We start from the raw sequence: 23,774 nt of genomic DNA on the forward strand, positions 1-23,774 counted from the left end.
TCACTTGTGGTACGATGTTAATATCTCAATATTTGTAATTTTATTCAAAAACCTTGAAAACGATGTTTTAGAGATGAGTTTAAATCGTGAATGCACGAATGGATGGATTGGTACAACATGAAACAAAAAATGCTGTTCACGTCTGACTTTGATCGTGGACGTGTAGAAAGGTTGATACATAAAGCGGCAGGACACACTTGATCTAACAAGAAACACTTTTTTTCCACATCATTGTAAATGATTGCTGACCGGAGAGTATTTGAAGGGAGGAGGAATTATGGGTAAAAACAAGGAGCTCCACGATCCCATTCATTCGTTTAAGAAACTGTTACGTTGGGTTCGTCATTATTGGCTGTCGTACGTATTGATGGGTGTAATCGTTTTTGTATCATCACTGATCCCGACCGGAACGGCTGAAGCGATGCGCAGGCTCATGAACGCTGTGTTTAATGCGTCGTATTCCGAGCTATGGTTAGCAATGCAATTTTTTATCGTCATATTTATCCTCGGATTGGTCATGGAAATTGTGCGGGCATGGTTTATGCAACGGATGAAAAACATGACGACACTAGATTTGCAGAGAGCGGTCTTGGATCGAATGTTTATGTTAAATTTAAAACATATGAGTCAATGGCATTCAGGAGAGCAAATACAAAGGCTGAACGGTTCAGCTGTTACCGCCCAAGAAGGGGTTAATCAGAAAATCCCCCAAGTGATAGAACAAGCTTTATCAATCCTTTTTTGTTTACATATTTATCAATATTATCTTGGCAATTGGTTCTCGGCGTCATGGTTATTGCCATTCTCATCCCACTCATTGGTTCATTTATGGCTAAGCCTATTCATCATTGGCAGACGAAGGCGAATGAGTCACAAGCTGCTCAAGATGTAAAGTTGCAGGACCAGATGCAAGCTGCTGATATTGTGCGAATGTTTAATCTTCTTCAGGTTTTTAAGCAATCATGGGGAGAAAGGGTAAAAACAACCCAGAAACGAAACATTCGCGTACATATGTGGCAAATGTTAACGGGACTGTTAACGTTTTTCGGCTATTGGTTAGGACAAATGTATATTTTCGGTGTGGGGGCGTGGATGGTGTATCAAGGAAATTTAGAAGTTGGTGTCATTGCAGCTTTTTATGTTTCCTATGAGCAATTAATCTACCCCGTGGTTCGTTTGTTGAATGTTTGGCCTACGATCCAAGATACGTTGTCTCACTTTGGACGGGTTTGTGAAATGGCTGATCCAACCGCGAAGAAACGACAATCTGCTGGATATGGTGACCTGCCGTCTCATGACGATATTAAGCTTGAACGCGTATCATTCGCCTATCAACCTGATCAATCCGCCGTTTTGCACGACTGTTCATTCACCATTAAACAAGGCTGTACGACGGCTTTGGTCGGGACAAGCGGGGGAGGCAAGAGTACCATTCTTAAATTAATTCTTGGTCTCTATGCGCCTGATGATGGTCACATTCGGATTGGCGATCAATTGCTTCAGCAAGCGAATCTTGGTACATGGCAATCACGGCTCGCGTATGTTCCGCAAGATACACATCTCTTTGATGGAACGGTGCTCGACAATATTCGCGTAGGTAAGCTGAGTGCAACGACTGATGAGGTGATTCAGGCAGCTCAAATGGCTCAGGCGGATGAATTTATTCAAGCGTTGCCTGAAAAATATCAAACGTCACTCGGTGAACGTGGACAACGTTTATCGGGAGGGCAGCGACAGCGAATCGCGATTGCACGTGCGTATTTACGTCATCCGGATATTTTATTGCTCGATGAGCCGACCTCAGCGTTAGATAGACATAATGAGCGTTTGATCCATGAGTCGATCGGTCAGCTTATGGAGCGGCGGACCGTACTTGTGATTGCGCATCGACTTTCAACAATTCGGCATGCTGATTACATTGGTGTCGTTGAATCAGGTCAAGTCATTGAATTTGGCTCACATGATGAATTGCTGGAGAAGGATGGAAGGTATGCTGCTTTAATACGTGCAGGAGACTGGGTAGATCATCATGATAGGGAGGAAGTGTCATGAATCACACGACGCCTCAATTAAAAGAAGTATGGTCCTTATTATGGGATCGATTAGGTCCGAATCGGTTCATTTTTATATTAGGTTTTTTATCATCACTGAGTCAATCAATCGCTATGATGCTTGAGCCTTTGTTTGTCAATCTCATTTTTAATCGGTTAGAAACAGCATCGTATCAGGTGCTTTATGTGTTGTTGGCGGTAAGCATGGGAATTTTTATTTTGTTGATAGGGCTCACATTCGTAGGAGAATATTTAAAGCAATTAAGTATGGCTCGGTTACAAAGAACGATGATCGTTGAATCTGCTGATCATGCACAACGATTGCCTTTTGAGCGTGCGAAATCTGTCCATTCCTCTGATCTTGTTCAACGGGTGACGAGTGATACGTCAAGAATGACTGACATTCTAAACATGCTGATTAATGACATTGGCTACCAAATGGCGATGTTCATGCTTGCTGTTGTTTATTTGTTTTGGCTGAATTGGAAAATCGCGATTGGGTTGGTGCTCCTCGCCCCCTTAACGTTCATCTTTAGTCATGTCATGCGAAAGCAATTACAGCGGATCGGTTATGAAGTAGCAGAGCAGGAGGCCATTGTTCGTCAGAGGCAACAAGATGCACTGCAAGGAATGGAAATTATTCGTGTATATAAGCTTGCCGACTGGATGCGCGATCGTTTCTTAGTTGAACGAGAGCGGTTGAATACATTGTATACAAAGAAAATGTGGTGGTATCAGGGGTTAAACATTCTCTCATCTACGTTCACTCATTTTTTAATCATTTGTACTGTACTCATTGTCGGATGGATGGCGATTGAAGGAACGATGGCAGTTGGGGGAATCGTTGCCTTCTTCACATTAGTATGGCGAGTCAACAGCCCTGTGCAGGCGATTGGGCAAATATGGGGGCAAATACAAGAAGGTCTGGGAGCTTCAGCACGTGTCGCTACGTTAAAGAAAGCTGAGAAAGAGCCAGATCCAGAAACGAGTTCAGTCGTGTTGCCTGATCATGATTTGAGGTTCAACGCTGTTTCCTTTATGTACCGTGCGCAAGGCTTGGCAAGATCACAAGAGATTGACAATCATGTACAAGTACAGCAGATGACGTTTCGCTTGTCTCCAGGTGATTTTCTTGGGCTGGTCGGGCCAAGTGGATCGGGGAAGTCGACTGTAGCAAAGCTCGCCGCTGGTTTATTCATTCCTACAGACGGCGAAGTGCTCATCGGTGAGCAAAGAATCATAGAAGATTTGGAGTCATTTCGCCAGTTCATCGCTTATGTACCACAGGATCCGTATTTCATGTATGGAACAATACGAGAAAATCTAATGATCGCGAGTTCAGATTTACAACATGGAGAAGCAGCGATAATAGAGGCTGCACAAAAAGCACATGCTCATGAATTTATTATTGCTCTACCAAACGGATATGATACAGTCATTGGCGAAAACGGACAATCTTTATCCGGTGGTCAGAGACAACGGCTGGCCCTCGCACGTGCGTTCCTTGCTGAGCGGCCGATTTGGATACTAGATGAAGCAACCTCCGCACTGGATACGGATACAGAGCAGAAAGTGATGAAGGAAATTTGGCAATTTGTCAAAGAAAAAGGACATCGATTATTGATGGTCGCCCATCGCTTATCGACATTACAACACGCAGACCGCATTATTGTGTTGAACGAAGGAAAGATCACGCAAGAAGTGAGTGACATTGGCTTATTGTCTGAGCAGCATACAGAAAATGAGCAAGTCGTTCATCAGCGTTAAGTTTGCTTGGACGGTTTTTAAGCAAAGAGTTACTTGACAGGTACTGTAAAGCCTTTACGCTTGCTCCTGGCTTCCGAATGTGCTACAGTTAAAATAAGTTCATACATCGGTAGAGACGAAGAGAGACCAGAGTGTCATTATGCGAATTTGCGTAATGTCTACTTTGGTCTCTCTTTTTTTAGTTGATATTTTAAAAAAAGCTTAAGACCATTGCGATAGAGGAGGACGTTTTAATGTCAGGAGTACACAGTACGAGAATACAACAGCTTCAACGCATGCAAGATACTCAATATGACCTTGTCGTCATCGGTGGAGGAATTACTGGGGCAGGTATTGCTTTAGATGCTGCTTCGCGCGGGATGAAGGTCGCTGTTGTTGAGATGCAAGATTTCGCCGCAGGTACGTCGAGCCGCTCTACTAAATTAGTTCATGGCGGGTTACGTTATTTAAAACAGCTTCAAATCGGATTGGTTGCAGAGGTCGGCAAAGAGCGTGAGATCGTTTATGAAAACGGACCGCACGTGACGACACCTGAATGGATGCTGCTTCCATTTCATAAGGGAGGGACGTTTGGCAAGGTGACGACCTCTCTTGGTCTGCGAGTGTATGATTTTCTTGCCGGCGTTAAGAAACAGGAACGCCGAAAAATGCTGAGCAAAGAAGAAACGTTAAAGCGTGAGCCTTTAATTAAAAAGGAAAATTTAAAAGGTGGCGGCTATTATGTCGAATACCGTACTGATGATGCGCGCTTGACACTTGAAGTGATGAAAAAAGCCGTTGATCATGGTGCTGACGTTATGAACTATGTAAAAGCGAATCGTTTTCTATACGAAGATAAAAAAGTAACTGGCATTGAGGTAAGCGACCAGCTCACGGGGGAAACCGCGAAGCTGCGTGGGATCGTCACAGTCAATGCGACAGGCCCTTGGGTGGATCATGTGCGCGAGTTGGATTATTCTCGAAATAATAAGAAGCTGCGCCTAACGAAAGGTGTCCACCTTGTGATCGATCAATCTGTTTTTCCTTTAAAGCAGGCTGTGTATTTTGATACACCAGACGGTCGGATGATTTTGCGATTCCTAGAGACGGAAAAGCGTACGTTGGAACGACGGATACATTTTACTCTACCGACAAGGATACGATATCGCCCCGGATGCTTATAAAGGATCGATCGTACATTCTCGATGCCATTCATCACATGTTCCCTGAGGTTAATGTAACGGAAAATGACGTTGAATCAAGCTGGGCGGGTGTGAGACCGCTGATTTTTGAGGAAGGGAAGGATCCTTCCGATATCTCGAGAAAGGATGAAGTGTGGGAGCATGAAAGTGGCCTCGTGACAATTGCCGGCGGAAAGCTGACAGGCTACCGTAAAATGGCTGAACAAGTTGTCGATTTGGCTGCACATCGGTTGAAAAAACTAAATCAGAACAATTATGGTTCATCGCAAACGATGCATCTACCTATTTCAGGTGCTGATTTTGGCGGTTCAAAAGGCTATGAAAGCTTTGTCGCTAAAAAGGGTGAAGAAGCTAAAAGTTTTGGCTTAACCTCTCAAGAAGGACGACGTTTGGCACGTTTTTACGGTACAAATGTTGATCACCTGTTTACTTTAGCTCATGCAGCTAAAGGGCTTTCCACTGATCTCCCGACGACGATTTATGCGCAGCTCGTGTATGGTGTACAAAAAGAAATGGTTGTCACACCGGCTGATTTTTTTGTACGCCGGACAGGTGCACTCTACTTTAACATTCAGTGGGTGCACACTTATAAAGAGCAAGTGATACAGTTGATGAAATCACTTTTAGAGTGGACAGATGAAGAAGAGGATCGTTATCGTCTCGAATTAGAACAGGAATTACAATATGCTGAACATCCGTATGATGAAGTACACGATTTTTAACGAACGCTTTTGGTTTAGTAAAGATAAATATGATGTCCCTTTTTGGACCTCCTTTTCGTTCTACAAACGAAGGGGGGTTTTTTGTTTAGGTAGTTTTCTCAGATGTGAAGTGAGACTGCAAACACACAAACCATCAAAGTGAGTGCTTCATATAGTAAAGGGTGAGGGGAGGTCAGTCGAGTTTTGTTGCGATACTGTGCAAATTTGATCAGTTCGGAGGTGAGCTGATGTATGCTTTCGAATCCTTGCGTCAGTTGAGCGATCAGCGTGAGACTCTTCCAGTACATGCGAGGAAGTCATATAGAGATTACGGGATCAATACAAAAAGGTTTATTGCCATTCATCATTCATTGACGGCATCAGGGTCTGCCCGCTCGTTTGCAAAATATCATGTAAGGACGAACGATTGGCCTGGCATTGGCTATCATTTGTGATTGAGAAAATGGACAAGTGGTCTGGTGCCATAACCCAGGGGTGTTGACTTACCATGTAGGGAGCAGTAACAAGCATGCAATTGGCATATGTTTAACGGGGGATTTTCGTAGTCAGTCGCCGACAAAAGCTCAAGAAGAATCACTTCGCTCGCTCGTGCAAGCGTTAATAAAGGACTTGCCACAATATACAGGGGTAAGAGGGCATAATGAATTCCCTGGGTATTCATGGAAAAATGTCCTTGTTTTGACTATCGCGCAGTTTTAGGAAATGATGCGCACGCGTTGATTAAAGAGGCAAATGAATTGGTATATTGGACAAATTTAATAGATGGATTTGGATTACAAGGAGCTGGACAATGGGCATACGAAAGGTTGCGCCGTTTTTTTAATGTGACCTCTCCTCCAAAACGGTATGACCCAAATCAGGTCGCCTATTTAAAAGCACTCCAACAGCACGGAAACGGTGTCGGACGCTGGGCAACGATGCAACTAATGTCATCTTATTTAGACGTCAACCAAATGAAATATTTAGCGGGATTAATTCACGATCGTCCTGCATCTGCTGAAGCCAAATGGGCGGCCGCTGCTTTTCCAAACTATCTTTAGGAGGTCGCGTCGATGAATGATATTTTAATGTTTGCGACAATGCTCGTTCCAATCGTCACAGCCCTTGTTCAATTAATGAAAAAAACATTTGATATTCCTAAAAACTGGGTGCCTATGCTCGCTGTTGTCTTAGGAGCGATCGTTGGTGCCGGTGCATTTCCCTTTGCTGAAGAGTTAGCTCTATCTGTTCGGATATGGGCTGGTCTACTGGCTGGTTTGTCTGCTACGGGTCTATTTGAGCTTGGAAATTCACGCTTAGGGACGACGAAAATGCTAAAATTGAATAAAAACGATCGTGACGATGATTCGAGGAAATAGAGCAATTGTATAAAAAAAGGCGCCCGCTTGTAGATCAATGGGCGCCTCATCTAGTCGACAAACGCTGTCATCCGTCGTTTTTCGTCTCGCTCGGCAGTTGATGAACAAAATGTTCGCTGTGTCTTCGCTCACTATCGTGCCTAGGTTGACAAGCGATTTTAAGACAGATAGTAGAAATTGAAATATTTACTATGCGGACGTCTTATTTCAAGTGATTATGTCAATATTTTATCACCAAGCACGATCATATTGATCAGGGGCAGGCAGTTTGACATTTAAATCGCGAGCAGCTTCAAGAGGCCAATACGGATTCACTAAAAGGGCGCGGGCGAGAAAAATGAGGTCGGCACGTTCGTTTCGTAAAATTTCTTCAGCTTGCTTGCCAGTGGTAATCAAGCCTACCGCACCTGTCGGAACACCACCTTCACGGCGCAAGCCGTCTGCATAGGGTACCTGGTAGCCGGGATATACTTCGATGCTTGTTTCGACGGCACCGCCTGAAGAACAGTCAATCACATCGACGCCTTGAGTGTTCATTTCTCTTACATAAGGAACATAATCCTGCCAATCTAAGCCATCAGAATGGTGATCCGAAGCTGAAATACGTACGAACAGTGGACCGCTCCATTCAGATTTCACTGCCTCAATGACCTCACCTAAAATACGATAGCGATTCTCGGCTGTACCTCCATAGGCATCTGTACGATGATTGGCTAACGGTGTTAAAAACGAATGAAGTAGGTAGCCGTGAGCGGCGTGGATTTCTATGACGTCAAATCCAGCTTCTTTAGCACGTGCCGCAGCTTGTTTAAAGGAGATGATGGTGTTTTGAATATCATCAAGCGTCATTTCCGCTGGCTGTTTGCTGTGATCATTAAAAGGGAGAGGGCTAGGACCGTAAATTGTTTCTGGAACAGTAGATTTCCTGCCGGCATGCGCGAGTTGGATGGCTGCTTTTGAGTCGTGTTCATGAATGAGGGCAACGATTTCTGTAAGTCCTTCTACATGCTCGTCAGACCAGATTCCTAGATCTTTCGTTGAAATACGTCCTTCAGGCTGGACCGCTGTTGCCTCCAACATGATCAATCCAGCTTGTCCGACAGCTCTCGACGTATAATGCGTTCGATGCCAGTTGGTAATTTTTCCATCTTCACGTATACAAGAGTACATACACATCGGCGACATGACGATACGGTTTTTTAAGGTGACATTTTTGATCGTATAAGGGGAAAATAACTTGGTCATGAGATGCATCCCTTTCATTCGTGATTTCTATCTATTTCATAAAACCATAGGTGTCATTGTGAAGCAATGGATATGCACAGGACACAAATCTGTTTTGCCCCTATTGCTGTAACTTTCATAATATGATATGATTCGACACGTGTTACTAAAATTGTTTACAACGCAGTGCTTCGCTCAATCAACTACGAAGCATTGCGTTTTTTATATGTTCAGGAGGTTTTTTTGTGGAACATTTAAGAGAACATTTTAAGCGCATTGATCGAAAAGGATATAAAGCGTATAAGGATGTTCGAGGGCGTTATCAAGCGAAAGACTATGAGCTGATGATTGATTTTGTGCAAGGTGATCCTTTTGCATCTCCATCGAGAGTCCGTTTGCATGTCCCTTTACAGCGTACGGTCATTTCATCAGAAGATTTGACATCATCCGACCGAAAGCGACATTTAGCAGATGGTTTAGTCCGACGGCTAATGGTTGCTATCAAAAAGTATAGTCGGCAGTCGTGGATCATTGATGTGCCGGGTCAAGAGGTGTTAGAACGGACAGCCGCGTCCTTTCGAGATGAAGACATTGAAATTTGTTTATCAGTCGTCTTACCTGCAAGAGGCAGAACGATTTTAGGGAAGCAGGCGACGGTATATTTCTTTGAGCAGTTGCCAAAGATCATAGATGAAGCTCTTTTTCAGTTAGATCGTCGTGAGGTTGAACGTGTCTTAACCTTATGTGATAAACAGCAAGCACTGAGGCAATGGCTGAAGCGAGAAGATTTACTGGCGTTTATTGCAAATGATGCGATTCTTCCTCGTAAAAGTGGTGTGAGCCAAAAACCATTATCGTTAAGCGAAGCCGTTCTCTTTCAGTCACCACAGTCCTTCAGCCGTACTTTTGAGTTACCTGATGGAGAGCAAATAACGGGAATGGCAATTCCAAACGGCATAACATTGTTTGTCGGTGGTGGTTATCATGGAAAAAGTACTGTACTTGAAGCCATTGAACGAGGCGTGTACGATCATATTGAAGGGGATGGACGGGAGTTTGTTTTGACAGATTGTGATGCTGTCAAAGTGAGGGCAGCTGATGGTCGAGCTGTGACGTCTGTCGACATTTCCCCGTTTATTACCGCTTTACCTTTTCAAAAGGATACAAGACAATTCTCTACCGCAAATGCAAGTGGATCAACGTCGCAAGCAGCGAGCATCATTGAAGCACTCGAAAGCGGGGCATCTGCCTTGCTCATCGATGAAGATACGTCAGCGACGAATTTTATGATTCGAGATGAGCGTATGCAGACGCTCGTCGCCAAGGAGAAAGAGCCGATCACCCCTTTTGTCGATAAGGTCACTCAACTGTATGAAGAAAAAGGGATTTCATCTCTCATTGTCATGGGTGGATCAGGAGATTATTTCGATTGTGCACACCACGTCATTTTATTGGATCATTACCAGCCATACGACGTGACTGCTGAAGCGAAAAAGGTCAGTGCTACCATGCCGAGCAGGCGTAGAAACGAAGGTGGTTCATCCTTTGGAACGATGACCCAGCGTACACCTACACCACCATCTATCCAAACAGCAAAAGGAAAGAAGCAAGTCGCAAAAGCACGGTCAAAAACGCACATTCAGCTTGGCGTGCACGATGTCGATTTATCTGATGTGGAGCAGCTCGTTGACACAAGCCAAACGAGAGCCATCGCAAGCATTTTTCAACACCTTGAAAACGAGAGGCATTTAGGTCATATTTCAATGGCTGCACTGGCACAATGGATTGAATCATGCCTTGATCAAGAAGGGCTCCGTGCGTTTACCCCTTTTTCGTCTGCGCACCCAGGCGACCTTGCGCGGCCACGCCGGTTAGAAATATGTGCTGCATTTAACCGCCTTAGAACGCTACACATTGAAAGCAAATCCGTTTAAATAAGGAGGTATCTGTCGAAGTGAATAAAGCTTTAAAGGAAGACATCATTCGCTATAGTCAGGAGATCGGCATTGATTCAATTGGCTTTGCTTCGGCCGATCCCTTTCTAACGTTAAAAGAACGTCTGAAAACGCAACAAGCGTTGAATTACCAGTCTGGCTTCGAGGAGCCTGACATAGAAAAGAGGACACATCCGGAGCTGCTCCTTCCGCAGGCAAAATCAATCATTTCCATCGCCTTAGCCTACCCGTCTAAAATGAAAAATCCGCCAAGGAGTACGAAAAAAGATCCACGTGGCATTTTTGCGCGTGCGTCTTGGGGGGAAGATTACCATACGGTGCTAAGGGATCGATTGGACAAGCTTCAAGCTTATGTGCTTGAAAAAATGCCAGATGCCTATGTCACGTCAATGGTAGACACAGGCGAGCTATCTGATCGGGCTGTAGCTGAACGGGCTGGCATCGGCTTTAGTGGAAAAAACTGTGCGATTATCTCACCGAAGTTTGGCTCGTACATTTATTTAGGTGAGATGATTACGTCCATTCCTTTTGAACCAGATCAGCCGATTGAGGACGGTTGTGGTGATTGTAATATTTGTGTTGATGCTTGTCCGACCGATGCACTTATTCAAGGAGGGCAGTTAAATGCTCAACGCTGTATTTCTTTTTTAACCCAAACAAAAGGGTTTTTGCAAGACGAATTCCGTCGTGTGATTGGTAATCGTTTATACGGTTGTGATACGTGTCAGACCGTATGTCCCAAAAATAAAGGTGTCGATTTTCATACACAGGAAGAATTCGAGCCTGAACCTGAAAAAGTGAAGCCGCTTCTAAAGCCATTGCTTGATATTTCAAACCGACAATTTAAAGAGACGTATGGTGCGATGTCAGGCTCATGGCGGGGTAAAAAACCGATTCAGCGTAATGCGATTTTAGCCTTGGCGCTTTATAAAGATGAAGGTGCTGTGCCGAAGCTGATGGAACTCGTTAAAAAAGATCCGCGTCCAGTCATTCGCGGAACATCAGCCTGGGCTATCGGCAAAATTACCACTGATCCGGAAGCTGTCAAGTTTTTAGAAAAACAGCTAGATGTTGAAGAAGATGAAGAGGTACGTGAAGAAATTTTTAAAGGTCTACGCTTTCAAAGAGAGGAAGAAGCGTAGGCTTTTTTGTGGAATCAAACACCAATTTTTTACAAAAAAGGGCATATTAGCCCATTGATGACGTAAATGTAAGCGGTAAAATATGAATTGGACATGCATATCATCATGAATTTTAGGGTATTTATGATGATCAGTGGTTAATATTGTTTTGTGGAGGTGTGCTATGAATACGTCTAATACTCAAAAGCGTAAGGGTATGGATTTGGCTGTAAAAATTTTAATTGCTCTCGTCGCCGGTATTATTGTAGGTATCATATTTGACCTCACCGTCAGCGATGATGTGTTTACTACACTCGATACGTATGTATTTAATGCACTCGGTCAAATTTTTCTTAACTTAATTAATATGCTCGTCGTGCCCATCGTGTTTTTTCCATCACTCTCGGCGTTGCCAATCTTGGTGACCCGAAGAAGCTCGGCCGTATTGGTGTCAAAACCATTACGTATTTTCTCATCACTACGGCATGTGCGCTTATTTTAAGTCTTTCACTTGCTTCCATCATTAAACCTGGAGAAGTTGGGGATTTTTCTCAAGAACAACAAACCTATTCAGCAGAAGAAGCGCCTTCTGTGATCGACACTCTGCTGAACATTGTTCCTTCTAATCCATTACAAGCATTGGCAAATGGCGACATGTTACAAATTATTGCTTTCTCTATTTTTATCGGTCTTGCTCTAGCCGTTCTTGGGCGAAAAACAGAAGGCATTACGCGCTTGCTCGAGCAAGGAAATGAAATTATGATGTTTCTCGTCCATTTAATTATGCGTTTTGCACCTTATGGAACCTTTGGTTTGATCGTTTCTGCAATCGGTAGCTCAGGGATCTCAGCGATGGGTGCGATGTTTGCTTATGTTGGCGTTGTCATTCTCGCGCTCATACTTCAAGCCATTATTACGTATGGTGGTGCGATTACGTTTTTTACGAGGAAGAATCCAATCCATTTTTTCAAAAATTTCTATCCGGCAATGGTCGTTGGATTTAGTACATCGAGTAGTTCAGCGACACTTCCAGTCTCTATGGAGACGGCACAAGATCGTTTAAAGGTTCCGAAGAATATTAGCAGTTTCGTGCAGCCTCTAGGGGCAACGATTAATATGGACGGTACGGCGATTATGCAAGGGGTGGCGACGGTCTTTATTGCTCAGGCGTACAGCATTGACTTATCATTTGTTGATCTGCTGATGGTTGTGCTGACAGCTGTACTTGCTAGTGTTGGGACAGCCGGGGTGCCAGGCGTCGGTCTCATTTTGCTGGCGATGGTATTGAATCAAGTGAATTTGCCAGTAGAGGGCATTGGCTTGATTATCGGTGTGGATCGTATCCTTGATATGATTCGGACGTCACTGAACATTACTGGTGATGCTGTCGGAGCGGTGATCATCTCCGAATCTGAAGAAGCCCGCGAGAAGACAGACAGTGATCATGCATCAGCTGAGCCGACTTCATAACAGGAACTTATCCTAAAAACGAGCCGAAAGTTGGCTCGTTTTTTTATGGGAGAGAAGAAACCGTTTTAGAATAACTAGAAGAGAATGTTAAATATGTAAATTTTAAATTACTAAACAAAAGAAATACTTAACTAAAGTCATATGGAAAATGTGACCAAATAAGCAAGGAAACAAAGGTAAACAGAAGATCGTCGAATTTGAATTTTTCGTAAATTCAATTGACGAAAGCAAATATGATTGGTAGTATTCTATTGACATCGATGTCATATATAATTGAGGGGAGTGTTGTACATGAAGTTTGGCACATTTTTGACCATATGTATTCTATCTTTTTCGATGGCGTTAGCAGGCTGTAGTAATAATAATCAAGCTGCAACAGAACAAGAAGCATCCGAAAACTTTAATGACACAGGCATGCCTATTGTAAATGAACCCATTAAGATCAAGTTTATGACTGGAAAGGCTCCTACGACCGCGGAAGATTACAATCAAGTCGCGGTATGGGAAAAGTACGAAGAGATGACAAATATTCAAATTGATTGGGGATTGGTACAAAAAGCAGGACTAAAAGAAAAAAGGAATCTCGCTTTAGCGAGTGGAGATTATCCAGAAGTATTTTATTCCGCAGGAGTTCCTGTCACTGATTTAGCTAAATATTCTAAGCAAGGGGTCTTTCTCCAATTGGATGATTTAATTGACCAACACATGCCTAACTTAAAAAAGCGCTTTGAAGAGTATCCGTCGGTGAAGCAAGGGTTGACATTGCCAGACGGACACATATACTCTCTGCCAACAATCTATTCTTTTGATGCATTACAAATGTCAGGGGTAGGCTGGGTTAGACAGGATTGGTTGGAACAATTAAACATGGACCTCCCTGAAACGACGGATGAATACTACGAATACTTAAAAGCTGTAAGTACAACGGATTTGAATGGCAACGGTAAAGCGGATGAAATTCCGTATGGCGGGAAAGGAATTAGCGGAATAGTTGAATTAATAGAAGGTTCTTTCGGGTTAGGAAATCGGGGTTATCACCATAATTATGTAGATACTGATCCAAATACGGGAGAATTGCGGTTTTTCCGATAGATGATCATTACAAAAAAATGATTGGATATCTTCACAAGTTATACAGTGAAGGCTTAATTCAGCAGAATATTTTTTCTATTGAGATAAATCAGTACAATGCTACAGGGTCAAACGGACTTTATGGTAGTACGGTGAGTAAAAGTCCAGAAACGCAATTTGGAGCAAAAAATTTTATATCTCTGCCAGCATTAGAAGGCCCGGATGGCTTTAAACAATTCAACATGAAAGGTACACCATTAGTACGAATTGATGCATTTGTGTTGACGGATAGAAATAAAAATCCTGCTGCTACATTGAGATGGATGGACTATTTTTATAGTGACGAAGGAGCAAAACAATACTTCATGGGGATAGAAGGCGAATCATATGAAGCAAAAGAAGACGGGCGTATTGATTACGTAGATAACATTAAAAACAATCCAGATGGCTTGTCGATGGAGCAGGCACTCAAACCATATATTACATGGCTTGGAGGTGGTTATCCAGGGATTGTAAAGGAGGAATTTTTTAAAGGCGCAGAAACCTCAGAAAAATTTTTAGCAGCTTCAGAACAATTGGCTCCTTATTTCCCAGAAGAATCGTGGCCGGCTTTTACGTATACAGCCGAAGAAAGTCAGGAATTAACTGCGCTTGCGGATGATATTGAAAAATACGTGACTGAAATGCGCGATAAATTTATCGTTGGCGATATTTCATTATCAGAGTGGGATCAATATGTAGAGCAAATTAAGAAAATGGGCTTGGATCGATACATGGAAATTTACGAAACTGCATATGAGCGATACACAAATAGCTCTGAATGATAAATCTTCATGTTACAGAAGAGATTAAAAGCGAGTGGAGGAAAATGGAGTGAGACAAATCTCAGCAATTCTTTTAGGGGCTGGAAACCGAGGAAATGCGTACAGCGAATACGCGTTGAAGTACCCATACGAATTCAATATTGTAGCCATTGCCGATCCAGACGAAAAGCGTCGCCGAGATTTTGCTGATAAGTATGATATTCCTCAAGAGCAAGCGTTTTCTTCATGGGAACAGATACTTGCTCAGCCTCAATTGGCTGAAGTGGCCATCATCACAACACAGGATACATTGCATTATGCACCAACAATTCGTGCTTTGGAGAGGGGATATCATGTGCTTGTTGAAAAGCCGATGTCTCCTCGGCTCGACGAATGCATCCAAATGGTGGAAGCTGCTCAGCGTTATCGTAAGCAGCTCTCCATTTGCCATGTACTTCGATATACGCCATTTTGGACAGCAGTTAAACAAGTCGTCGACAGTGGTGAAATTGGTGATATTGTTTCTATTCAGCTTAACGAAAATGTAGGCAATCTGCATATGGCTCACAGTTATGTGCGAGGCAATTGGAGAAATTCAGAGACATCGAGCCCGATGATACTAGCAAAATCATCTCATGACTTAGATATCATTTCTTGGCTCATTGGGAAGCCTTGCAGGCGAGTTAGTTCCTTTGGTTCCCTCATGCATTTTAGTGAAGAAAATGCACCTATAGGCGCAACACCATACTGCCTGGATGGCTGTCCCGCTCAGGCAAATTGCTCCTATTATGCACCGAGATATTATGCAAACAAAAGCGACACGTTTTTAAAGAAAATCACAAGCGACACGTCACGTGCAGGTGTTTTAGAAGCTCTAAAAACAGGGCCTTATGGTAAATGTGTCTATCAAACGGACAATAATGTCGTCGATCATCAGGTTGTCAACTTTGAATTTCAAGGAGGGGCAACAGCGACTTTTAGTATGTGCGGCTTTACTCACGATACTTCACGAAGTGTTCAGATTATGGGAACGAAGGGCGAAATTCGAGGGTATATGAAAGACCATTCCTTTACTGTATATGACTTTTTAACGAATAGAAAAAAGAATATTCAGATGGAGCGACCGACGTCAGGTCATGCAGGTGGAGACGAAGGCATCATGAGAAGCTTTTTGCAGGAAATCCGCTCATTTCATGGGGGTCAAGGGCTTACATCAGCTTAAGCATCACTAGAAAGTCACATCATGGCGTTTGCAGCTGAGCATTCCAGAAGAAACTGTGGTGAGTCTGTTGATTTATTAACATTTAAAAATAAAGTCATGGATCTTGAAGCCAACAAGAAAGGTGGAGAGCAATGATGAGCAATGAAGTGCAAAAAATGAAAACGACCCAAGATTCAAACTGTAGATGCTTTGCGCACTATGACTCTCAAAGACTCCTAGCCCAAAGCGTGACAACCATTCATAGCGGGGCGGGAAGCCGCTACCCTCAAGGGGCAACAATTGATCTTGAAAATGACAGGTTTTATATTTCGCGACAAACGTCCGGTGAGTATCAAGACCAAATGATCTACGAATACGATTTAAACACGCAACAATTATTAAGAAATCAATCCGTTCCTATTGGTGTAAGAGTGTATCTTGAAGGACTTGTGTATTTTCGGAATTCGTCTCAGCAGCTGTGCTTCATCGTTCCAGTTGATAGATATGGAAAGTTCGGTATTTTCAATTTTGACACAGGACAAATGGAAAAAGAATTCTCTATGGAAGGGAACTTTAAAGTTGGTGTAGATAACCATCATAAATATTTTTTGTGTGGAAGAAATGAAGACCCATTAAAAGACCCAAACGCGAACATGGATGGTGTCTTCTTATATGATTTTGCCTCGGTCGTTGCGGGGGATCCTGTTTTAGTAGAAACAGTTCAATTTCTTCATGAGCAAATGTTTATTAATAAAGTACAAGGCATCACGATGATTGATGATTATATTTTGTTAGGTCAGGGAGTAGAGTATCTATCAATGTCAGTTTTGGATTTAAATGGACGCTTGGTCCATAAGGCTTCGTATGACTCTAAAGAGATCATCACGCTCATCGGAGGAAACCCAGATTCAACAAATCTTCAAGTTGAGTGTGAAGGTATATCTTGGATCACTGAAGACGGGCGTACTTACCCGATCTTATTTCCTTGCTCACAAGGGAAGGCAAGTATTGTTAAATTAGGTGATCTTCAAATGGTACGAATATAAGCCGGCAAGTGTATAAAGGTTACAATCCATTGAAGGAACATGCGGCGTTACAAATCATCGAAAGCGACGGGACACCCTCTGTGTATGTAACAACGGGAGAGGATTTTTATGAAGCTGTGGCTTCGATTAAGAATAAAGGATTATACACGTTCTTCTGCAATGGCAATGCTGTCAATTCCCCGATCGGTGGCCGATCGATACGAGGTACGATTTTTGTGACGACGCTTACTGCGGAGGGCGTAGCTTCTTTAGCAGAGATAAGAGGACAGGACTATGGGGGCATAGTCTGGGCAAATTACTATGATACGAATGCATCGGAGACATGGAAAGGGTGGAGTCACATTGGGGGAGCATATGCTGTTCAAGCAGAAAATCAATTTGACCCTTTCCAGACAAATCCAGGTGTATATGAAACGACTTCAGCAACAAATGCACCAGTCCAAGGGAGTGAAGTCAAAATTTATACAATCACTAAGAGTTATTCCGGCAGAAGGCAGTTGCAATGTAACATTAGCGAATCCGGCGATATTTATTTTGCTAATATTCAGACCAATGGTGTTTTTAAAGGTTGGAGAAAGGTTGTCTTCGAGAATTAAACTTTCCAAGATCAGTGTTTCGTGTAAATAAAGATTTCTTCGTTCACATACGTAAAACGTATCCCTTTTTGATGAGATATGAATGCTATGAAAGGGGACGGAGGTGAAGTGGTGTCTGTCCCCTACAGTGAAGGAGTTTAATTTCGTATGATAAAAAAAATAGAAGAATGGACGTGACAGATCACCCTGTCCAATTTGGAGATCGTACAACCATCAAGAAACGTTTTGTACAAAGCTGGCAATTGTACGTATTACTAGCTCCTGCCATCGTTTATTTTACTATTTTTCATTATGTGCCTATGTATGGCGCGCAAATTGCGTTTAAAAACTTTTATGCGACAAGTGGGATTTGGGGAAGTCCATGGGTTGGTTTTGATCATTTTATCCGTTTTTTTGATTCATATTATTTTTGGAGATTATTGAAAAATACGTTTCTGATTAACTTATATCAATTAGCCCTTTTCCCATTGCCAATCATTCTAGCGATCTCTTTAAATGAAGTGAAGAATGGGACCGTTAAAAAATGGTCGCAGACCCTGACCTATGCCCCTCACTTTATTTCAACAGTTGTGGTTGTTGGGATGATTGTTGTATTTCTTGATCCAGAAACAGGCCTAGTCAACAATCTAATTGTATTTTTTGGCGGAGAGCCAATACAGTTTATGCAAAGCCCAGAATGGTTCAGACACATTTATGTCTGGTCTGGTGAATGGCAATCGTTAGGCTGGAGCTCAATTATCTATTTAGCGGCACTTGCTGGTGTTAATCCAGAACTGCATGATGCGGCAAAAGTAGACGGAGCAACTCGTCTGCAGCGAATTTGGAATATCGATATTCCGGCGATTATTCCTACAATCGTTGTTCTATTGATTTTAAACTTCGGAAATTTTATGTCGATTGGATTTGAAAAAATTTTATTGATGCAAAACTCGTTAAATTCTTCGACGTCTGATGTGATTCAAACTTTTGTCTATGAGAGCGGTCTCGTCGAAGGCCAGTATAGTTACGCCGCAGCGATAGGTTTGTTTGACTCTGTGATCAATGTCATTCTCATCGTTACGATGAATCAAATCGCCAGAAAGACGAGTGAAAATAGCTTATGGTAGGAGGGAGTCTCATGCGGCGATTTAGTTTATCTGACAAAACTTTTGACATAATAAATACCTCTTTCTTACTGGTGATTGTTGTTATGATCACTTATCCGCTGATTTTTGTACTAAGTGCATCAATTAGTGATCCCTTGGCAGTGAGTTCTGGAGAAATGTGGCTGTGGCCAACTGGTATTACCTTTGAAGGTTATCAGCGTGTGTTTGAAAATGACGCCATTTGGACTGGATACAGAAATACGATTTTTTATACTGTTCTCGGGACAATCTTACATTTGATCGTACTCATCCCATGTGGTTATGCGCTATCAAGAAAAGAGCTCATGGCTAAGACGTTTTTTGTTTGGTTTATTTTATTTACAATGCTGTTTAGTGGCGGTCTTATTCCAACGTATATGGTTGTTAAATCGTTGGGGATGGTCGACACTGTGTGGGCGCTTGTCATACCGAACATTGTCGGTGCTTGGGGAATACTCGTGGCACGTGCTTTTTTTAAACAAACCATTCCATATGAATTAGTAGAGGCTTCTAAAATCGACGGTGCTTCTGATTTTGCGATCTTTTTTAAAGTCGTCATTCCATTATCATTACCTATCATTGCTGTCATGGCTCTTTTCCATGGCGTCGGTTTATGGAATCAATATTTTAATGCCTTGATATATCTTTCCGACGAAAATATGTTTCCGTTACAGCTGATTCTTAGACAGATTCTCATCGTCAATGAGGTTGGACAGGAAGGCGCCATGGAAGTAGGGCAATTGCAATCGCTCGTAGACCAAGTCAAAACAGCTTCCTTGATTAAATACGCTGTCATGATTGTATCTTCCTTGCCACTTTTACTCATTTATCCATTTTTACAAAGGTTTTTTGTTAAAGGGGTCTTAATTGGTTCAGTGAAAGAATAAGAGCTCTTTAAGTGTCGGCGTTATAATAAGATGAATCTTGTGATAAAGCATGGTTAAGGAAGGAAGAAATTAGAAACGGTGAGCGAAACTCGTCGGTCTATGATTTTCTTGACAAAAGACCAAAAAGAAATTCGCTTACAAAGATCAAAGCCAGGGCATGATGGTGGGGACGGAGGCATCATGAGGGATTTTCTACACGAAGTGACGGGGTTCCAAGGAGAGCAAGAATTGACATCAGCAGAAACATCTGCGGAAAGCCATATGATGACCTTTGCGGCTGAACATTCGCGCAAGAATAACGGCGAATCCGTTGATCTTTTCAAGTTTAGACAACAAGTGGTTAATCAAGCTGTCAAGTGATCATTACAAAGGATTGGGAAAAAGACGAGGTCAAATGTGGTGGGACCGATGTAGCAAATGTGGATAGGGAGAAGCAGGAGCCACGTGCTTCTCCTAACATTAATAGTGATGCTGTAGGAGTGGTGCTTTGAATCTGAAGAAGCGCGCGAGAAGACAGAGAATGATCATGCTGTAAACGCTAGAATAAAGACAGTTTTTGCTCGATAGTATTTTACACAAAACTCTTGATTGTCCCAATTATATCTTGTCATTTTTGAAAAATGTAGCTAGACTCACTATAATACATAATACGCCCCATTCCTTCTCCTCAGCTAAAGAAAACTGTAGCAAAGCTTTTATTGTTCAACGCATTAAAAAAACAATCCAGTAAAACAGAGGATTGTAAAGTTTGAAAAATCTCAATGAAACAGCAATTTCATTTTAGTATGTATATTCAACTATTTCAGTTTAATGGCTTTGTTTGCAGACGACACAATTTTTCTCACTTCATGTTTTTCTAAACGTTGGGGTAATTTAAACAAAAGAAGCTCTTTGCTAACCGTGTAGATCTTATTAGTTCTCACAACTGACTTCTCTCTAAAAGTTACTTCTATGTCATACTTGCTTCTTTTAGGTTTAGTGGTGCACATACATACGATAACATCTTTTGAGTCATTTGAATCGAGTCTTTTCCCAACCACAAATACAGGTCTTTTCGTAGGCTTACCATTTGAGAGGTATATGCCGACAAAGAAAAAATCGCCTTGATCAGCATTTCGCCGATCTTCAGCGAGTTTTTCCATCTTCTCCTTACGACTCATAGAAGTTTCGCAACTCCTCTTCGTAAAGATCTCTAAATGTATCCCCTTTAACGTCTGCATCTTCCTGATCATCAGCAGACAATTGAATAGGTTTTAATTTGTCCAACCCTAATTCAGACTCAATTTGGGATATGCTTTTTTCACACACGGAAACACCAACTCCTCTGTTTTTAAAATTTGTGGAGTACGGCTTTCTTTTTGCTTTAATCCTTCCTTTTCTACTGGAAACTTTAAGCTTTACACCTCTTGTTGTAGTATTCATAATTCCACAACCTTTTACCCTTTATTCAAACTAGCAGGTCAATCAATTGGATGCTTGACATTAGCAGTTTTTTTCATTTTACGAAGAGCTTTTAATCCCTCCCGAACCCTAATTTCTTCAGGTGTGTTTCTTCTCTCTCTGGAGAAGAAACATTGATTAAAAGCAACCTCTTCAGCTTTAGATTAAAACTTAATCTCCATAAACTTTGTTCTCCGTATCCCTTATATTTTACTACAAAATATAGGTATAATGATAGCCCTTCATCTCTTCAGTATCAATATCTTATTCAAACAACATACATGAGGTGTCAGGAAATTGGGGAGTGTTGTACATGAAGTTTGGCACATTTTTGTCCATTTGGATTATATCCATTCGCAATGGTGTTAGCAGGATGTAGTAATAAGAAGCAGGCTGCACCAGAACAAGAAACATCCGAAAACTTCAATGACACAGGTATGCCATGATTAAACCCATTCTGGTTCAGTTTATGACTGGAAAGACTCCTGCAGCCGCTGAAGATTACTATCAAGTTGCGGTATGCATAGTTAATCAAGCTGTCAAGTGATCATTACAAAGATTGTGAAAAAGATCAGGTTAAATGTGGTGGGACTGCTTTAGCCAATGTGGATAGGGAGAAGCAGGAGCCACGTGCTTCTCCCTATCCGTTTTTAGAGTAAAGTAGCTCTGGAAAAAAGAGGGTAGCTTTTGTACCGTGTTCGTCAGATGTGATCGAGAAGCGGATATCCATTTTTTCTGCCATGACCCTTACGATAGACAAGCCGACGTGGGCACCGCTCGCTTTTGATAAAGCTTTTAGTCCCGGACCGTGATCGGTGATATTGACCATCAGTCCTCCAGCCACCCTTTCAGATTGAACGCCTACATATTTGCCTTCATGAGCGTGCCGTAAAACGTTTTGAAAAAGGTTGTCAACGATTCGTTGCAGCCATTGCTGATCAATGCGGGCTAAAAAGGTGCTTCTGAGAGAATGATTTCAATGTGGAAGCCTTCTTTTTCAAAGACAGGATACCAATCGGCAATACTTTCGCGCAACCTTCTTGATACATCTTGTGACGAAGGGTGAAAAGGGTATTTGTTGCTTGAGAGCAGTGCATAAGACAGCAAATTATCAACCAACGCATCAATATAAGATATTTTATCGTCCATGCGTGTGATGGTTTCCTGTGCATTTTCCCCGTGCGTTTCTTTTTTTAAGCGAAAGAGTTGTCCCCTTAGTGCTGTTAAAGGTGTTCTTAGATCGTGTGAAATGTTGGCAATCAGCGATCGTCTTAGTGTTTCTTCTTCTTTTTCCCGTTGTTGACTCGTCTGAATTTCAAAAATCATTTCATTAAAAGAATTTTCCAGGAGACCAATCTCGTCTTTTTTCCCTTGTCGAATCACATGAGGGAGGCCGGTGTCTTCATCTCTCGTTTGCATCGCCCGCTGCAATGTCAGGAGGCGCTTCCGAATGCGATAGAAAAACAAACCGGAAAAAATAATGAATAAGACGAGCACGAAAATAATGAGCACGAGATAAAGGGATTCATAGGCGCCAGAGAGGGGTTGATTTGATATTTTTAAAGAGGCGCGCTCCATTTCAATGATGGCCATCCCTTGGGCAGGGTCGTTTTGAAAAAAACTGACGACTGTAAAAGGATCAGCATCATACCCTGTACGTTTTTTCATAAAAGCGGCCGTATCTCCAGCTGACCACTGGCTGGGGACACCTTCCGGAAGCGGTTCGATGCCGCGTGTATAGCCTTCAGCGTCAATCCAATAAACCCTCGCTTCGCTAAATCTTTCAGCAACCACGTGCTGTAATGTGTTCATGTCGCTTTCGGGAGAGTTAATGGCAGTGACTTGCTCGTGCCAGAATTCCTCGATGTCATCTCCTGTTGTGCGTTGTGGTGGTTCTCCTAAAGGAGAAATTACGTAAGCGATAATGATATAGAGGAACGGCATAATGAACGGAATAAATAAAATGGCAGAAATGATCAGCAGCATATAGCGCGCGAGCAATGACTGGTGAAATTTCATGTCTGGCGAATGCGGTAGCCGACCCCGCGAATGGTCTCAATAATTTGAGGATTGCTTGGGTCGTTCTCAATCCGTTCTCGGAGGTGGCGAATATGCACCATCAACGTTTTGTCGCCGGCAATGTACGGTTCCTTCCATACGCCTTCGTAAATTTGCTCCTTCGTTAAAATTTGGTTCAAGTGGCGAAGCAAAAATTGAAAAATATGATACGGTTTCCCGCTTAAGACAATCTCTTCCTTCGTATCTGTATGAATCACCTGCTGCGTCGCGAGGTTAATTTGCAGATGGTGCAATGTTAATTGTCCTTTGTCAGCCTTCTGCACACGGCGGAGAACGACTTGAAGCCGTGCGGCGACTTCCTCGGGGTGGAAAGGCTTTGTAATATAGTCATCAGCAAAGGACAGACCCTGCAGACGATCATCGACTGCTGTTCGGGCTGAGATCATAATAATGGGCGTCTCAGGGTACGTTTTTTCAAACGTTGACCGAGGGAGAACCCATCAAGACCTGGAAGCATGACGTCTAACAAAATGGCATCTGCTTCCTTTGCCTTCTCCATTGCTTGGTCGCCATCTTTGAGCCATTGGACAGAATACGCATGTTGACTCAGCTCTTCCGTCAGCCATTCGCCAATATCTCGATCGTCTTCAATATAAAGTATATGTGTCAAAACCTTCACCGCCTTTTCATCTATCGTATCGTTCATTTTGGAGATTTGCAAAAACATCTGATTGGTCA

At 42.5% G+C, this 23,774-nt stretch carries 22 protein-coding genes and 3 pseudogenes; 19 read left to right on the forward strand and 6 right to left on the reverse strand.

Features of this window, described 5'->3' with window-relative positions:
* Positions 1-277: 277 nt before the first annotated feature.
* From G4V62_RS19690 to G4V62_RS02365, 8 genes and pseudogenes are all read left to right on the forward strand, one after another.
* Entirely contained in the window at positions 278-892 is a 615-nt protein-coding gene (locus tag G4V62_RS19690; RefSeq protein ID WP_246218209.1) for an ABC transporter ATP-binding protein, read from the forward strand.
* A complete protein-coding gene (locus tag G4V62_RS02335) occupies positions 790-2,052 on the forward strand; it encodes an ABC transporter ATP-binding protein (protein ID WP_246218210.1) in 1,263 nt (420 codons plus the stop codon). The genes G4V62_RS19690 and G4V62_RS02335 overlap by 103 nt, the downstream gene beginning before the upstream one ends.
* Complete coding sequence (locus tag G4V62_RS02340) at positions 2,049-3,818, forward strand: ABC transporter ATP-binding protein (protein ID WP_165199157.1); 1,770 nt, start codon at positions 2,049-2,051, stop codon at positions 3,816-3,818. Before G4V62_RS02335 ends, G4V62_RS02340 begins: the two co-directional genes overlap by 4 nt.
* 233 nt (positions 3,819-4,051) lie before the next feature.
* Positions 4,052-5,721: pseudogene (locus tag G4V62_RS20255) on the forward strand (glycerol-3-phosphate dehydrogenase/oxidase).
* Between the two features lie 227 nt (positions 5,722-5,948).
* Positions 5,949-6,155: a hypothetical protein gene (locus G4V62_RS02350; protein ID WP_165199158.1), complete on the forward strand. Its 207-nt coding sequence runs from the start codon at positions 5,949-5,951 to the stop codon at positions 6,153-6,155.
* Positions 6,156-6,171: 16 nt separating this feature from the next.
* Positions 6,172-6,420 carry a peptidoglycan recognition protein family protein gene (locus G4V62_RS02355; RefSeq protein ID WP_312855415.1) on the forward strand — a complete coding sequence of 83 codons (249 nt, stop codon included), beginning with the start codon at positions 6,172-6,174 and terminating at the stop codon, positions 6,418-6,420.
* A gap of 38 nt (positions 6,421-6,458) precedes the next feature.
* The gene (locus G4V62_RS02360) at positions 6,459-6,761 is read left to right on the forward strand and encodes a hypothetical protein (protein WP_165199160.1); all 303 of its coding nucleotides are present in this window, start codon (positions 6,459-6,461) and stop codon (positions 6,759-6,761) included.
* A 12-nt stretch (positions 6,762-6,773) separates the two neighbouring features.
* Complete coding sequence (locus G4V62_RS02365) at positions 6,774-7,079, forward strand: holin (protein WP_165199161.1); 306 nt, start codon at positions 6,774-6,776, stop codon at positions 7,077-7,079.
* Positions 7,080-7,310: 231 nt separating this feature from the next.
* On the opposite strand, the gene namA is transcribed toward G4V62_RS02365, so the two are convergent.
* A complete protein-coding gene (gene namA / locus G4V62_RS02370; protein WP_165199162.1) occupies positions 7,311-8,324 on the reverse strand; it encodes an NADPH dehydrogenase NamA in 1,014 nt (337 codons plus the stop codon).
* Positions 8,325-8,548: 224 nt separating this feature from the next.
* Here namA and G4V62_RS02375 point away from each other — a divergent pair, with 224 nt between their 5' ends.
* The 11 genes and pseudogenes from G4V62_RS02375 (at position 8,549) to G4V62_RS02420 (ending at position 19,937) form a co-directional block, all read left to right on the forward strand.
* Positions 8,549-10,237, forward strand: coding sequence for an ABC-ATPase domain-containing protein (locus G4V62_RS02375; protein ID WP_165199163.1), 1,689 nt, complete (start codon positions 8,549-8,551; stop codon positions 10,235-10,237).
* A 20-nt stretch (positions 10,238-10,257) separates the two neighbouring features.
* Complete coding sequence (gene queG, locus G4V62_RS02380; protein ID WP_312855416.1) at positions 10,258-11,400, forward strand: tRNA epoxyqueuosine(34) reductase QueG; 1,143 nt, start codon at positions 10,258-10,260, stop codon at positions 11,398-11,400.
* Positions 11,401-11,596: 196 nt separating this feature from the next.
* Positions 11,597-12,849 (forward strand): annotated as a pseudogene (locus G4V62_RS02385) (dicarboxylate/amino acid:cation symporter).
* A gap of 291 nt (positions 12,850-13,140) precedes the next feature.
* Positions 13,141-13,941 carry an extracellular solute-binding protein gene (locus G4V62_RS19705; RefSeq protein WP_246218211.1) on the forward strand — a complete coding sequence of 267 codons (801 nt, stop codon included), beginning with the start codon at positions 13,141-13,143 and terminating at the stop codon, positions 13,939-13,941.
* A 17-nt stretch (positions 13,942-13,958) separates the two neighbouring features.
* The gene (locus G4V62_RS19710; protein ID WP_246218212.1) at positions 13,959-14,744 is read left to right on the forward strand and encodes a type 2 periplasmic-binding domain-containing protein; all 786 of its coding nucleotides are present in this window, start codon (positions 13,959-13,961) and stop codon (positions 14,742-14,744) included.
* Between the two features lie 49 nt (positions 14,745-14,793).
* A complete protein-coding gene (locus G4V62_RS02395) occupies positions 14,794-15,945 on the forward strand; it encodes a Gfo/Idh/MocA family protein (RefSeq protein ID WP_312855417.1) in 1,152 nt (383 codons plus the stop codon).
* Between the two features lie 134 nt (positions 15,946-16,079).
* Entirely contained in the window at positions 16,080-16,970 is an 891-nt protein-coding gene (locus G4V62_RS02400; RefSeq protein ID WP_165199164.1) for a hypothetical protein, read from the forward strand.
* Positions 16,971-16,999: 29 nt separating this feature from the next.
* On the forward strand, positions 17,000-17,566 hold the full coding sequence (locus tag G4V62_RS02405; RefSeq protein WP_165199165.1) for a hypothetical protein: 567 nt from the start codon (positions 17,000-17,002) through the stop codon (positions 17,564-17,566).
* A 167-nt stretch (positions 17,567-17,733) separates the two neighbouring features.
* Positions 17,734-18,672 (forward strand): ABC transporter permease, encoded by a 939-nt coding sequence (locus G4V62_RS02410; protein WP_165199166.1) that lies wholly within the window; start codon positions 17,734-17,736, stop codon positions 18,670-18,672.
* A gap of 11 nt (positions 18,673-18,683) precedes the next feature.
* Positions 18,684-19,577: a carbohydrate ABC transporter permease gene (locus G4V62_RS02415; protein ID WP_165199167.1), complete on the forward strand. Its 894-nt coding sequence runs from the start codon at positions 18,684-18,686 to the stop codon at positions 19,575-19,577.
* Between the two features lie 78 nt (positions 19,578-19,655).
* Positions 19,656-19,937, forward strand: a complete 282-nt coding sequence (locus G4V62_RS02420) for a hypothetical protein (protein ID WP_165199168.1) — start codon at positions 19,656-19,658, stop codon at positions 19,935-19,937.
* A 437-nt stretch (positions 19,938-20,374) separates the two neighbouring features.
* Here G4V62_RS02420 and G4V62_RS02425 read toward each other — a convergent pair whose 3' ends face one another.
* The 5 genes and pseudogenes from G4V62_RS02425 to G4V62_RS02445 form a co-directional block, all read right to left on the reverse strand.
* Positions 20,375-20,737 carry a type II toxin-antitoxin system PemK/MazF family toxin gene (locus tag G4V62_RS02425; RefSeq protein WP_165199169.1) on the reverse strand — a complete coding sequence of 121 codons (363 nt, stop codon included), beginning with the start codon at positions 20,735-20,737 and terminating at the stop codon, positions 20,375-20,377.
* Positions 20,727-20,999, reverse strand: coding sequence for a hypothetical protein (locus G4V62_RS02430; protein ID WP_165199099.1), 273 nt, complete (start codon positions 20,997-20,999; stop codon positions 20,727-20,729). The genes G4V62_RS02425 and G4V62_RS02430 overlap by 11 nt, the downstream gene beginning before the upstream one ends.
* A gap of 658 nt (positions 21,000-21,657) precedes the next feature.
* On the reverse strand, positions 21,658-21,960 hold the full coding sequence (locus G4V62_RS02435) for an ATP-binding protein (protein ID WP_165199268.1): 303 nt from the start codon (positions 21,958-21,960) through the stop codon (positions 21,658-21,660).
* A gap of 5 nt (positions 21,961-21,965) precedes the next feature.
* The gene (locus G4V62_RS02440; protein WP_165199170.1) at positions 21,966-23,036 is read right to left on the reverse strand and encodes a sensor histidine kinase; all 1,071 of its coding nucleotides are present in this window, start codon (positions 23,034-23,036) and stop codon (positions 21,966-21,968) included.
* Positions 23,033-23,742, reverse strand: a pseudogene (locus G4V62_RS02445) (response regulator transcription factor). Before G4V62_RS02445 ends, G4V62_RS02440 begins: the two are co-directional and overlap by 4 nt.
* Between the last annotated feature and the right edge of the window lie 32 nt (positions 23,743-23,774).

It is taken from the genome of Litoribacterium kuwaitense, assembly GCF_011058155.1.
Classification (GTDB): domain Bacteria; phylum Bacillota; class Bacilli; order Bacillales; family DSM-28697; genus Litoribacterium; species Litoribacterium kuwaitense.

Coding starts and splice junctions, on each gene's coding strand:
- G4V62_RS19690 (WP_246218209.1), top strand. CDS start 278: ATGGGTAAAAACAAGGAGCTCCACGATCCCATTCATTCGTTTAAGAAA.
- G4V62_RS02335 (WP_246218210.1), top strand. CDS start 790: ATGGTTATTGCCATTCTCATCCCACTCATTGGTTCATTTATGGCTAAG.
- G4V62_RS02340 (WP_165199157.1), top strand. CDS start 2,049: ATGAATCACACGACGCCTCAATTAAAAGAAGTATGGTCCTTATTATGG.
- G4V62_RS02350 (WP_165199158.1), top strand. CDS start 5,949: ATGTATGCTTTCGAATCCTTGCGTCAGTTGAGCGATCAGCGTGAGACT.
- G4V62_RS02365 (WP_165199161.1), top strand. CDS start 6,774: ATGAATGATATTTTAATGTTTGCGACAATGCTCGTTCCAATCGTCACA.
- namA (WP_165199162.1), bottom strand. CDS start 8,324: ATGACCAAGTTATTTTCCCCTTATACGATCAAAAATGTCACCTTAAAA.
- G4V62_RS19705 (WP_246218211.1), top strand. CDS start 13,141: ATGAAGTTTGGCACATTTTTGACCATATGTATTCTATCTTTTTCGATG.
- G4V62_RS19710 (WP_246218212.1), top strand. CDS start 13,959: ATGATTGGATATCTTCACAAGTTATACAGTGAAGGCTTAATTCAGCAG.
- G4V62_RS02400 (WP_165199164.1), top strand. CDS start 16,080: ATGAGCAATGAAGTGCAAAAAATGAAAACGACCCAAGATTCAAACTGT.
- G4V62_RS02410 (WP_165199166.1), top strand. CDS start 17,734: ATGGACGTGACAGATCACCCTGTCCAATTTGGAGATCGTACAACCATC.
- G4V62_RS02415 (WP_165199167.1), top strand. CDS start 18,684: ATGCGGCGATTTAGTTTATCTGACAAAACTTTTGACATAATAAATACC.
- G4V62_RS02425 (WP_165199169.1), bottom strand. CDS start 20,737: ATGAGTCGTAAGGAGAAGATGGAAAAACTCGCTGAAGATCGGCGAAAT.
- G4V62_RS02430 (WP_165199099.1), bottom strand. CDS start 20,999: ATGAATACTACAACAAGAGGTGTAAAGCTTAAAGTTTCCAGTAGAAAA.
- G4V62_RS02440 (WP_165199170.1), bottom strand. CDS start 23,036: ATGAAATTTCACCAGTCATTGCTCGCGCGCTATATGCTGCTGATCATT.